Origin of the sequence: Mesorhizobium sp. M0676 (assembly GCF_040320535.1) — a bacterium.
Taxonomy (GTDB): Bacteria; Pseudomonadota; Alphaproteobacteria; order Rhizobiales; family Rhizobiaceae; genus Mesorhizobium.
The window spans coordinates 217618-230373 of sequence record NZ_JAMYPU010000002.1; the positions used below are offsets into that span (position 1 = coordinate 217618).

Consider the following 12756-nt stretch of genomic DNA (forward strand, 5'->3'; position numbering starts at 1 on the left):
TTTGTATGACAAGTCGGGCAGATGCCGCAAATCTGCACAGCAGCCATGCAACTTTCATTGTTGCCGAATCATTGGGCAACCCGTACTCATCTGGGTGTCGGCCATCTACTCCTCCCAGATGCGATGCCGACGCTGAGCGCGGTGCACCTCCTCCCGCATCTCGTTCGAAATCGAGCCCGCTGCCACCTCCTCCCGGCAGCGGGCTTTTTTCATTCCCAAATGAAACTTGGCAAATCCAAAGCCCCTCACCCGGATTGCCGAGACCGAGTTGCAAAGAGCAATTCGCTGCAATCCGACCTCTCGCCAAAGCGAAAGGAGATCATCAGCGCCGGCGCCAGCCTCTTCTCCCCTCGGGGAGGAGCTAGCCGCGAAGCGGCCGGATGAGGGGGCCTTGCAAACTCGGTGAGCTGGAATTCAGCGCGCCCTGAAAGAGCTGATCAGGCCTTCAGCCATGCGCACGAACTGCGTGCTGGGGCCCTGGCAGCCCATGGTCTGCACGCTGACGCGCGCCCCTTCGAACAGCAGCGACAGCGTATCGGCCAGAAGCTCGGCCTGACCGATGCCCGCATCCCGGCACAGCGCAACGAGGCGATCGCGCTGAGCGCTCTTGAGCTCCTTGATCACGCTCCTGGCGGGATGGTCCGGCTCGGTCAATTCGGCGGCGGCATTGGCCATGTCGCAGCCGCGACCGTCAGCCGCCAGGCAAGCAGCGGCCATGCGAATCCAGGCATGCAACTGGGCGAGCTTGTCGCCGGGATGCTCAGCCTCGAATTGGTCCCACATCGCGGCGCCTTTAGCCGCCGACGCGCGCAGGCATTGGACGATCAGTTCGTCCTTCGACTCAAAATGACGGTAGAGCGTCATCTTGTTGGTGCCGGCGGCTTCCGTGATGGCGTCGACACCGACGCCCTTGATGCCATGCTTGTGAAACATGTCCTGCGCCGTCTCCAGGATTCGGTCCCGGGGGCGCACGCGATCGGTAATGCCGTCTGCCATCGCAGTCTCCTTGTCTCCCTAAAAATTCGGTTCACCTCTTGACTAGGGTGTTACCGGTCTGTAACTATCCGAATGTTACTTACTGGTAACACCTATGTGGCCTTCCGTCAATTACAAGGCCGTGAACTGGTCCTGCCAGATCACAAAGGGTGAAAATTGCAGGTCAAGCGGCTCCGGCCGGTGAAGAGATGAAAACCGGTTCGCGATCGTCCGATGCGAATCGCTGGAATGGAGACGCTCCAATGTCGCAGCGCAAAGATTTGACCATCGATGAAGCCATCCTGGATCCGATGATCCGGCTGGTGATGAAAGCGGACCGCGTCAACCCGCGCGCCTTCGAAGCGATGCTGAGGACAGTGGCCGATGAGCAGGGCCTCAGCGGCGCGGCGCCGTCTTCGTATTTTTTGCAGGACCCGGGTTCGGTGCGCAGCCGGCGGCTGTCCCGGTCTGCCAATTCTTTTAGAGAGGCCGGTTCTTCTAAAGAGGTTTGCGTGTCGTGGTAAACTTTTTCATCCATCGTCCGATCTTCGCCTCGGCCATCGCCATCATCATGGTGCTCGCCGGGACGATTTGTTATTTCCTTTTGCCGGTTTCGCAGTTTCCCGACATCACGCCGCCGCAGGTCGTGGTCAGCGCGCATTATCCGGGCGCCAGCGCGCAAGTGGTCGCCGATACGGTGACGACGCCGCTGGAGCAGCAGATCAACGGCGTCGAAGGCATGACCTACATGTCGTCGTCGAGTTCCAATGACGGCTCCTCGACCATCACCATCACCTTCGATGTCGGCTATTCCTTGAGCACCGCGGCCGTCGACGTCCAGAACCGCGTCTCGCAAGCGGCCTCGTCGCTGCCGGCGATCGTCAACCAGGGTGGCGTGACGATCAAGAAGCAGAACCCGAATTTCGTCCTCATCGTCAACCTGACCTCGCCCGACAGTTCGGTCGATCCGGTGGCGCTGAGCAACCTCGCCTATCTGCAGGTCGTCGATCCGCTGAAGCGGCTGCCTGGCGTCGGCGACGTCCAGATATTCGGCGAGCGCCGCTATTCGATGCGCGTCTGGCTCGACCCGGACAAGCTCGCCAATCTTGGCATCACCGCTGTCGACGTCCAGAACGCCATCTCGGAGCAGAACGTCCAGGTGGCGGCCGGCAAGATCGGCCAGTCGCCGGCGCCCGCCGGCACCGCCTTCGAGATGCAGGTCAACGCCGTCGGCCGCCTGAGCGACCCCAAGGAGTTCGGCGACATCGTCGTGCGCGCCAACACCGGCACCGGCTCGCTGGTGCGACTGCGCGACGTCGCCCGCATCGAGCTCGGCGCGCTGCAATATTCGTCGTCGGCATTCTTTGGCAAGGACCCGACGGTGGTGCTGGCCGTCTACCAGATGCCCGGTTCCAACGCGCTCGATCTGCAGCAGCACGTCAAGGACAAGATGCAGGAACTGTCGGCCCGTTTCCCCAAGGGCGTCAGCTACGCCATGCACTACGACACCACGCGCTTCGTGTCGGCATCGATGCATGACGTGCTGATCACGCTTGGCGAAGCGCTGGTGCTGGTCGTGGCCGTGGTGTTCATCTTCCTGCAGAGTTGGCGCACGACGATCATCCCGACCATCGCCATTCCGGTGTCGCTGGTGGCGACGATGGTCGTCATGGAAATGATGGGCTTCTCACTCAACATGCTCTCCCTGCTCGGCATGGTGCTGGCCATCGGCCTCGTCGTCGACGACGCCATCGTGGTGGTCGAAAATGTCGAGCGACAATTGGAGGCGGGCCTCAAACCGCTGGCGGCGACCAAGGCCGCGATGGCCGAGGTCACCGGACCGATCATCGCCACCACCGCAGTGCTGATGGCCGTCTTCGTGCCCGTTGCCTTCATTCCCGGCGTCTCCGGCAAGCTCTACAATCAGTTCGCGCTGACGGTGGCGATTTCGGTCGGCATATCCGCCTTCAACTCGCTGACGCTCAGCCCGGCGCTGAGCGCCGCCTTCCTGCGCCATCGCGGCGAGACGCAGTTCGCCCCGTTCCGCTGGTTCAACACGGGCTTCGACAGACTGTCGCATGCCTATGCGCACGGCGTGCGTATCCTCATCCGGCTGCGCTGGATCATGCTCGGCTTGTTCGCGGCCGGCCTGGTGGCCACCTACTTCGTCTGGCAGAAGTTGCCCTCGACCTTCCTTCCGGTCGAGGACCAGGGTTACTTCTTCGTCGTCATCCAGCTGCCTGACGGCGCCTCGCTGGAACGCACCGATGCGGTGGCGCAGAAAGCGCGCGACATATTGCAGGCAACACCCGGCGTCGAGATTGTCGGCTCGATCAGCGGCCTGAACTTCCTGACCAGTGCGGCGCAGTCGAACTCGGCTGTCGAGTTCGCCATCCTGAAGCCGTGGGAAGAGCGCGGCCCCGACCAGAGCGCGTCCAAGCTCGTCTCCGATGTGCGCGGCAAGCTGATGCAGATTCCGGAAGCCTTCGCGCTGTCCTTCGATCCGCCTTCGATCCCGGGTATCGGCACCACGGGCGGCTTCGAATTCGTCGTCGAGGACCTCACCGGGCGAGGCAGTTCAGCCCTCAACGACGCGACGCAAGCCGTGATCGCCGAGGCGCGCAAGCAGCCGGAAATCAACCCGCAGCAGCTGTTCTCGCCGTTCTCGACCTCGACGCCGCAGTTCAACTACGACCTCGACCGCAGCAAGGCCAAACTGCTCGGCCTCAACCTGCCCGACGTCTTCAACACGCTGCAGATCTATCTCGGCTCGCTCTACGTCAACGACTTCAACCTGTTCGGCCGCACCTTCCGGGTGACCATCCAGGCCGACAAGGATGCACGTGCCGACGCAGGCGACCTTTCGCGGCTCTATGTGCGCAACGCCTCCGGCGGCATGGTGCCGCTGAGCACACTGGGCAAACTGGTGCCGTTCGTCGGCCCGGAAACCGTGCCGCACTACAACAACAACGCCTCGGCCACGATCAATGGCGGCGCAGCCCCCGGCTTCTCGTCGGGCCAGGCGGTTGCCGCGATGGAACGGGCCGCCGCCACCGCTTTGCCCAGGGATTTCGGTTTCGAATGGACCGGCATCACCTTCCAGGAGCTCAAGGCAGGATCGATCGCGTCGGTCGTCTTCGGCCTCGCCATCGTCTTCGTCTTCCTGATCCTGGCGATGCAGTATGAGAGCTGGGCGATGCCGTTCATGGTGCTGCTGGCGGTGCCACTGGCCCTGTTCGGCGCCTTCGCAGCCCTGTTCCTGCGCGGCATGCAGATCGACGTCTACTCGCAGATCGGCTTCGTCATGCTGATCGGCCTCGCCGCCAAGAACGCGATCCTGATCGTCGAGTTTGCAAGGCGGCGGCGCGAGGAAGGCTTGAGCATTGTCGACGCGGCGATGGAAGCCGCGCGGCTGAGGCTGCGGCCGATCCTGATGACGGCCTTCGCCTTCATCCTCGGCGTGCTGCCGCTGATGTTTGCGACGGGTGCGGGTGCGGCAAGCCGGCAGTCGATCGGCACCACCGTGTTTGGCGGCATGGTCGCGGCGACCATCCTGTCGCTGGTGTTCGTGCCAGTCTTCTACGCGGTCATCGAACAGCTGCGCGAAGGCCGCGTGCGCAGCGAACCGAACGCTGCTCATGACCAGGACAATAATGAACCGACTGCCGAACCAGCGCCGATGCGCCTGGCCGAAGCAGCCGAATAGAATTGGAGACCAAAATGCGTAAATGGAAAATAGCTTTGGGAACGGCCGTCGCCCTGGGAGCGATCTCGGTGGCAAGCGTCCACTTCCTCGACATGGGCAATCTCAGCCTCAATGCCGGCACGGCGGCAGCGACGGCAGCACCTGCGGCATTCGTCATGCCGGTGCCGGTGACGAGCGTGGTCAAGAAGACGATCCCGATCTATCTCGACTACGCCGCCCGCATCGAGGCGATCCGCAGCGTCACCTTGCAGGCCCGCGTGCCCGGTTATCTGCAGGAGCAGACGGCTGAGGACGGCGCGGACGTGCGCCAGGGTGATCTGCTCTACAAAATCTCGCCCGACGACTTCAAGGCGGCTCTCGACCAGGCCAAGGCCGAAGTGCAGCGCGACCAGGCGAGCCTCGACTATGCACGCTCCAATCTCGGCCGCGGCTCCGAACTCGCCAAGAGCGGTTATCTGGCCAAGGATGGGTTCGACCAGCGCACGAGCACCTTGCGTCAGGCCGAAGCGTCGCTTGCCGTCAACCAGGCGGCGGTGCGGACGGCCGAGCTCAATTTGAGCTACGCCGAAATCCACGCTCCGTTTGCCGGCCGCGTCGGCCGCAACCAGGCTTCGGTCGGCACGCTGGTCAGCGTCGCCGGCACGGTGCTGAACACGCTGGTGCAGCTCGACCCGATCTACGTCACCTTCAATCCGAGCGAGACGGACCTGGCCGAAATCGAACGGGCCCGGGCCGCCGGCCCGATCGAGGTCGAGGTGCTGCTGCCCGGCGAGACCGAAGCCAGCCAGAAGGGCGAACTCACCTTCATCGACAACACGGTCGACCACTCGACCGGCACGATTACGGCGCGCGCCACCATCGGCAATGCGAAGTTCTCGCTGCTGCCGGGCCAGTATGTCCGCGTGCGGCTGCACATCAAGCAGCTGCCCGACGCGCTGATGGTGCCGCAGGTGGCGCTGGGTTCGAGCCAGCTCGGCAAATATGTCTATGTCGTCGGCAAGGGCAACACGGTCGACCAGCGCATCGTCTCGCTTGGCGCGACCAGCGGCGACCTTGTGGCGGTCCTCAGCGGCGTTGCCGAAGGCGACCAGGTGATAACGGGCAATCTGCAGAAAATCGGACCAGGAATGCCGATCTCGCCGTTGCCCCAGGAGAAACCGGCCAGCTGATAACCCCCATCAGCCCCGGTCCTGCGGCGCCTTCGGCTTCCACGCCGAGGGCGCCGTTTTTTTATGGAGCGCCGCACGCCGTTTTTGGAGTAACCGCAAGGCACAAGAATCCGGAACAGACATATTGTAGGATTGTCGACAATCTGCTTGTCTGTTTCCGGCTCTCGCTGGACTGACGGAATGGCCAAGCTGGACTTCAATCCGATCGCGGATACGACACGCCGAGCCGAGATCGTTGCGCTGTTGCGGCGGGCGATCCTGACCGGCCAGCTGGAACCCGGCCAAAAGCTCAACGAGCTGAGGATCGCCGAGCAGATGCGGGTCAGCCGTGCGCCGTTGCGCGAGGCGATGCGCGAGCTGGTGCAGGAAGGCATCCTGACCAGCATTCCCTATGCCGGCACCTTCGTCATCGATGTCACCGCCAAAGACATTGACGACGCCTATTCGCTGAACAAGGTGCTCGATGAATTCGCCATCGAGCGGACATGGAAGCTGCGCGACCAGCGCTTCTTCGACGAACTTGATCGCCGCCACGAGGCGGTGAAGCAGGCAACGCGCGCGCGCGACACCACCCGCCAGATCGAGACCGCGCTCCAGTTGCACGGGCTGATCTATGAATGGGCCGACAACTCGGTGCTGCTGGAAACCTGGCAACGGCTGACCAGCCGGCTGCAGATGTATTTTGCCCTGCACCAGCGGGCCCGCAACGAGCCGGTGCCGGCCGAAGATATCCACGAGACCTATGTGCGGCTTTTGAAAGGCGCCGACATGCGCGCTGCCCAGCGCCATGCGCGCGAGCATATCGACCTCGATTTCGAAGAGCTGCTTGCCTATGCGCGTGGCCTCGAGCAGCGGAACATCGAAGGGCTGACCCTCCTCAACGCCTAGAGACAACGGACAGACAAGTGCAGATCAAAACCATCAAGGCCTATCGCGTCGTGCAGCCCTTCGTGGACGGGCCCTACCGCATGTCCAAGGGGCGGGTTGCAGACTGCTTCGATGCGGTGATCGTCGCAATCACCTCCGACAGCGGCGTAACCGGCTGGGGCGAGATGGCGCCGCTCGGCAATTTCTATTCGGCCGCCTTTCCGGCGGGAACGCGCGCGGGCGTGGTCGAGATCGCGCCGCACCTGATCGGCCAGGACCCGCGTGGCCTCGCCGGCATCGGCCGGCTGATGGATACGGTGTTCAAGGACCATCCCTACATCAAGTCGGCGCTCGACATGGCCTGCTGGGATCTGGCCGCCCGCGCCGCCGACGTGCCGCTTGTGACCATGCTTGGCGGCCGCGAGAGCGACATGGCGGAGACCTACCGCGTCGTCACCCACGGCACGCTCGACCAGATGGCGGCACTGGCCAAAAGGATCATCGCGGAAGGCTGCCGCCGGCTGCAGGTCAAGGTCGGCGGCAATGTGCATGAAGACATCGAGCGGGTGAGCGCAGTCGCTTCGGCCGTGCCGAAAGGCACGGTGATTTTCTGCGACGCCAATGCCGGCTGGACACCCTACCAGGCGCGGCAGTTCGCCGACGCCACGCGCGGCATCGACTACACGTTCGAGCAGCCCTGCACGTCGATTGAGGAGAACATGTCGGTGCGCCGCATGCTCGACAAGCCGATGGTGCTGGACGAGAGCGTCATCTCGCTCGAGGCGATGCTGGAAATCCACCGCCTGGGCGCCGCCGACGGGCTGACGCTGAAGATCTCGCGGCTTGGCGGCGTAACCAGGACAAGGCAAATCCGCGACGTCGCCGTCGATCTCGGTTTCATGATCACCGTCGAGGATACGGGCGGCGCCGAGATCGACACGGCGGCGATGGCACATCTGTCGCTGTCGACGCCGGAAGAACGCCGGCTGCACGCCATCGCCTTCCATGAGTGGGTGACGGTGCGCACGGCCTCCAACGCGCCCCCGGTCACCGGCAGCCACATGGGCATTCCCGACGGGCCCGGCCTCGGCGTCGATGTCGTGCCCGACCTGCTCGGCAAGCCTTTCCTAGAGATCGGCTGAGATCAAGCGCAGCATGAAGCTGTCACCCCACGACTCCTCCGTGGGAGATTTGGTCCTGCAGCCATTCTCCGATTTGCGGGTTGAAATATTTTTCAAATGGAAATAGGAATGTTCAAAATGATGATTTGACGCTGCGGCGCGTCGTGACTGGAGGAAGCGATATGGCCCATCCGCAATTTGCAGCGGAACTTCTGCAGCGCGCTGAAACCCAAGGGCCTATCACCATCGGTCTCGCCGGCGCCGGGCAGATGGGCACCGACATCGTCGTCCAGGTGGCGCTGATGCCGGGCATGCGGATCGGTGCCATTTCCGAGGTGCGCCCGCAAGCGGCGATCGATGCCGCACTGCTCGCCGGCCATGACCGCTCCGACATCGTCCAGGCTGCGAACGCCTCTGCCATCGACCGCGCCATCGAGGCCGGCAAGATCGCTGTCACCGAAGATCTGCATGCGCTGGCCGCGGCCGGCCGCATTGATGTCATCATCGACGCGACAGGCAATCCCAACATCGGCACGCTGTTTGCGCTCGAAGTGATGAAGAACGGCAAGCACATCGTCATGCTCAACGTCGAGGCGGACATTACGATCGGCCGCTTCCTCAAGGAGGAAGCGCGCAAGGCCGGCGTGGTCTACACCGGTGCGGCCGGCGACGAACCCGCCTGCACGCTGGAGATCATCGGCTTCGCCAAGAGCCTCGGCTTCAACATCATCGCCGCCGGCAAGGGCAAAAACAACCCGCTCAAGATCGACGCCATGCCCGCCGACTACGAGAAGGAAGCGGCCGAGCGCAACATGAATGCGCGCATGCTGGTCGAGTTCGTCGACGGCTCCAAGACCGCGATCGAAATGGTGGCGATTGCCAACGCCACCGGCCTGGTGCCCGACGTGCCGGGCATGCACGGCCCGACGGCGACGCTGGAGGAACTGGCCAGCGTGCTTTGCCCGCGCGAGGATGGCGGCGTGCTGCACCGCAAGGGCGTGGTCGACTATTCAATCGGCAAGGGCGTGGCGCCCGGCGTGTTCTGCATCATCGAAACGAGGCATCCGCGCGTGCTGGAGCGCATGGTCGACCTCAAGGTCGGCAAGGGCCCCTATTTCACGATCTACCGTCCCTATCACCTGACAAGCCTTGAAGTGCCACTGTCGGCGGCGCGCGCCGTGGTCTACAAACGCGCCGACATGGAGCCCCTCGACCATCCGGTAGCCGAAGCGGTGGCGGTGGCCAAGAGCGATCTCGGCGCGGGCCAATCGCTCGGCATGATCGGCGAGAACGACTATCGCGGCTTCGCCATGACCTGGGAGGACGCCCGCGCCAAGGGCGCGCTGCCGCTCGGGATTGCCGAACGCGCCAAGGTGGTCAAGCCGGTCAAGACCGGCGACTTCCTCACCTATGAAAATTGTGTACCCGACGATTCGATGGTGATAACGCAGATCCGCCGCCGTCTCGACCAGTCGGACGGACAGTTTGTGACCAACGCCGCCTGAACCTTCGGGATCTCCCTGTGATGGACGATGTCGTTATCGGGATCGATGCCTCGACGACGGCGGTGAAGGCAATCGCCTTCACCCGCGACGGCGCGGAGCTGTTCCAGGCGCGCGAGGCCTATCCGCTGGCCAATCCGAAGCCCGGCCATTTCGAGCAGGATGCCGAACATTGGTGGGCAGCCCTCATCAGTGCGCTGAAGCAGGTTGCCGACAAGGTCGGCGCCGCGCGCGTGGCGGCAATTGCCATAGCCCATCAGCGCGAGACCTTCACCCTGATCGATCAGGCCGGCACGCCGCTCATCCCGGCGATCCTGTGGCTTGACGAGCGCGCCCGGCCACAAGTCGCCCGGCTGTCGGCCGAACTCGGCCGCGAAGCGATCCGCGACTGGAGCGGCAAGCCGCCGGATCCGACGCCGGCGCTCTATGCCATCGCCTGGTTGGCGGAACACCAGCCGCAGGTGCTGGCCAACGCCGCCGCCCTGGTCGATGTTCATGGCTTCTTCGTTCACCGGCTGACCGCACAGCTGGTTACCAGCACGGCAAGTGCCGACCCGCTCGGCTTGCTCGATGTCGCGACAGGCGAATGGCACGCTGAGCTTGTGGCGGCTGCAGGGCTGCAGCCACGGCAGTTGCCGGCGCTGATCGGCCCAGGCGAAATCTGCGGCGGCCTTGCCGAAAGCATTGCCCAGCTGACTGGCCTCAAAGCGGGCACGCCAATTGTCGCCGGCGCCGGCGATGGCCAGGCCATGGGTCTCGGCATGGGCGTCTATGGTGCCGGCAGGAGCTATCTCTCGCTCGGCTCCGGTGTCGTCTGCGGCTGCTATTCCGGCACAGTCACCACATCGGACGCGTTTCGCACGCTGGTCTCGCCCACCGGTTCGGGCTTCATGCTGGAAACCGTGCTGCGCTCGGGCATGCAACTGGTCGACTGGATCGTGCGCACCACCGGCGCGTCTTCCGCGGCAGAACTGGAGAAGGGTGCGGTCGATGTTGCGGCCGGCAGCGACGGTCTTTTGGTCATGCCCTATTGGGCCGGCGTCATGAGCCCCTATTGGGATGGCGCGGCGCGCGGCGCCGTTGTTGGCCTGTCGCTCGACCATGAGCCCAGGCATCTCTTCCGCGCCACGCTGGAAGGCATCGCTTTGGAGCAAGCCATCGCCAGCGAGGCGATGGAGGCCGAAAGCGGCGGCAAGCCGGGAGAGATGATTGCCGCCGGCGGCGGCACCAATTCGGCGCTGCTGATGAAGATCATGGCCAGCGTGCTGGAGCGGCCGCTGTTCGTGTCGCCGGTCAACGAGGCGGCGGCCCTTGGCGCGGCCATGCTGGCGGCTTCGGCGATCGGCTGGTTTGCCTCGCCGGAAGACGCCGCCAAGGCGATGGCGGCGGCGCCGGCCAGGCGTGTCGATCCGGATATGACGCTGGTGCCGGCTTACCGGGCGCGCAAGGCGATCTACCGCGACCTCTATCACGCGACACGCGACATCCACGCGCGGCTCGGTGCGATCTGAGTTCAAGCGCAGCTTGCCTGCGTGAGGCTCCCATGCCCAACCTGCCCAGCTTGCCGATTTTGCGTCCTGCCCGGCCAATGCTAGACTCATCGGGCTCATGAAAGCAGTATTTCACCTTGCCGCCCTGCCCTGGATTGTCGCGCTTGCGGCAGCTCCAATGACGGCGCGTGCGCAGGACGAGCCGCCCTTCGAGGTCACGCTCGACATGGACAATGACGGCAGGATGGATCGGGCCGCGATCGCGGCGGATTCCGAAACCGGGCTGGCGGATCTCTCGATCTATCTGGCTGCCGGCGAAGGAAAGCTCGATCCTTCGCGCAAGCCTGACTTTGTCAAAAGGGCGCTGACGCAGGACCGTATTCTCGGGCTCGAAAGCAAGGGCAAGGGATCGCTTGTCGTCATCTCGTGCTTCGGCTGCGGCGCCAACAAATCATGGGATGCGACGCTGACCATCGTCTGGCGCGGCGGTAAATTCCTTGTCGCCGGCTACAGTCGCGACTGGGACTGGAATGTGCAGAAAGCCGACGGCTCGGTCGGGACGACGCTGGGCGGCTGCGACATCAATTTTCTCACCGGCAAAGGTACCGCTTCAAAGGACCTGGACGACGGCAAACCGGTCGCGGGAAAATTCGTGTCGATCGCACTGGCCGACTGGTCGGACGAAAGTCGTCCGGAGCCCTGCGAATTCTGACCGACGCCGACAGCGCTCAACGGTTGAGCAGGCCTTTGGCCGCATCCTCATCGGTAATGAGCACCGAAATCCTGGTGTTGGCGAGCGCGGCGCGCATGACGGCGACCTTCTCCTGACCGCCTGACACCAGGATGATGCTCGGAATATCGGACAGATCCTGCAGCGGATAGGCGCAGACGCGGCGGTTGACCTCATGGTCGACAGAGTGGCCCTCGGCGTCGATGAAATGGCACAAGAGGTCGCCGACCGCGCCGGCCGCCTGCAATTCCTCTAGTTCGCTCGGTTTGATGAAGCCGTAATTGGCGATCGGGCTGTCCTTGGAAAACGAGCCGACGCTGAGCACGGCGATGTTGGCGCGGCGCGCGCGGAAGACGACATCCTGAACGCTGCGCTGGCTCATGAAGGCATCGCGCTGTTCCGGCTTGTCGGCATAGACCGGCACCGGCAGCAGGAAACATTCAGCGCCGATCTTTTCGGCGAACTCCCAGGCGCTTTCGGTCGGGTTGAGCGGCTGCGCGTGGGTGAGGCCGCCGAGCATCGAGACAACCGTCGTCCTGGCGATCGGCCGCCTCGGCAGTTCGTTGATGGCGAATTTCAGGGTGCGACCCCAGCCCAGCGCAATGACGTCGCCGGCATTCACATTGTCGGCGAGATAGGCGGCAGCCGCGTGGCCGATCATCAGCGGCGCGTTGCTGCGATCGGCGGCCGACGGCACCACGACCGCCTGGCTTAGCCCGAAGCGCTGCTTCAGGCTCTCCTCGAGCTGCACACATTCGACGACACTGTCGCGAATGCGGAACTGGACAATGCCTTCCTCGCGGGCGGCCGACAGGATCCGGTGCACCTTGATGCGGCCGACGCCAAGAATCTCGGAGATGCGCTCTTGCGTCAGACCTTCGACATAGTAATGCCAGGCGGCCCGGGCCTTGAGCTCGGCATCGGGGAAGCGCGAGGCCTTCTCGTTTTCGACGGTCGCCATCTTTTGCCCTCCCGCGGCAGATTTCGGAAATCTTTCCGCAAGCGCCGCCCCCTGGCCTTCCCTAGGACAAACCGCCCTGTGGCGCAAACCACCGCCGAATGGCGCAACGGCTCTTGACAATTTTCTAATGAACAGTTTAGCTGAACAAAATTGCATATCAAAGATAAATTGTTCACAGGGAGGTGCCTGGTGAACAAGAGCGGACGGCAGGCCATCGCCGTTTCGCTGACGGAGG

General features: G+C 63.8%; 10 protein-coding genes. 8 read left to right on the forward strand and 2 right to left on the reverse strand.

Going from position 1 to position 12756, the window contains the following annotated elements:
- Nucleotides 1-414: 414 nt before the first annotated feature.
- Nucleotides 415-996 (reverse strand): TetR/AcrR family transcriptional regulator, encoded by a 582-nt coding sequence (locus NKI35_RS03130; RefSeq protein ID WP_023668517.1) that lies wholly within the window; start codon nucleotides 994-996, stop codon nucleotides 415-417.
- Nucleotides 997-1238: 242 nt separating this feature from the next.
- On the opposite strand from NKI35_RS03130, the gene NKI35_RS03135 reads away from it, so the two are divergent.
- The 8 genes from NKI35_RS03135 (at nucleotide 1239) to NKI35_RS03170 (ending at nucleotide 11542) form a co-directional block, all read left to right on the forward strand.
- Nucleotides 1239-1499 carry a hypothetical protein gene (locus tag NKI35_RS03135; protein WP_023738446.1) on the forward strand — a complete coding sequence of 87 codons (261 nt, stop codon included), beginning with the start codon at nucleotides 1239-1241 and terminating at the stop codon, nucleotides 1497-1499.
- Nucleotides 1493-4681, forward strand: coding sequence for an efflux RND transporter permease subunit (locus NKI35_RS03140; RefSeq protein ID WP_023735605.1), 3189 nt, complete (start codon nucleotides 1493-1495; stop codon nucleotides 4679-4681). Before NKI35_RS03135 ends, NKI35_RS03140 begins: the two co-directional genes overlap by 7 nt.
- A gap of 14 nt (nucleotides 4682-4695) precedes the next feature.
- On the forward strand, nucleotides 4696-5850 hold the full coding sequence (locus NKI35_RS03145) for an efflux RND transporter periplasmic adaptor subunit (protein ID WP_023804343.1): 1155 nt from the start codon (nucleotides 4696-4698) through the stop codon (nucleotides 5848-5850).
- Between the two features lie 180 nt (nucleotides 5851-6030).
- Entirely contained in the window at nucleotides 6031-6738 is a 708-nt protein-coding gene (locus tag NKI35_RS03150; protein ID WP_352738496.1) for a GntR family transcriptional regulator, read from the forward strand.
- Nucleotides 6739-6755: 17 nt separating this feature from the next.
- Nucleotides 6756-7859 carry a mandelate racemase/muconate lactonizing enzyme family protein gene (locus tag NKI35_RS03155; protein WP_352738498.1) on the forward strand — a complete coding sequence of 368 codons (1104 nt, stop codon included), beginning with the start codon at nucleotides 6756-6758 and terminating at the stop codon, nucleotides 7857-7859.
- Nucleotides 7860-8020: 161 nt separating this feature from the next.
- A complete protein-coding gene (locus NKI35_RS03160; protein WP_352738500.1) occupies nucleotides 8021-9343 on the forward strand; it encodes an NAD(P)H-dependent oxidoreductase in 1323 nt (440 codons plus the stop codon).
- A 20-nt stretch (nucleotides 9344-9363) separates the two neighbouring features.
- Nucleotides 9364-10851, forward strand: a complete 1488-nt coding sequence (locus NKI35_RS03165; protein ID WP_352738503.1) for a xylulokinase — start codon at nucleotides 9364-9366, stop codon at nucleotides 10849-10851.
- A 97-nt stretch (nucleotides 10852-10948) separates the two neighbouring features.
- Nucleotides 10949-11542, forward strand: a complete 594-nt coding sequence (locus tag NKI35_RS03170; RefSeq protein ID WP_352738506.1) for a hypothetical protein — start codon at nucleotides 10949-10951, stop codon at nucleotides 11540-11542.
- Nucleotides 11543-11558: 16 nt separating this feature from the next.
- Here NKI35_RS03170 and NKI35_RS03175 read toward each other — a convergent pair whose 3' ends face one another.
- Nucleotides 11559-12521 (reverse strand): sugar-binding transcriptional regulator, encoded by a 963-nt coding sequence (locus NKI35_RS03175; protein ID WP_023684411.1) that lies wholly within the window; start codon nucleotides 12519-12521, stop codon nucleotides 11559-11561.
- Between the last annotated feature and the right edge of the window lie 235 nt (nucleotides 12522-12756).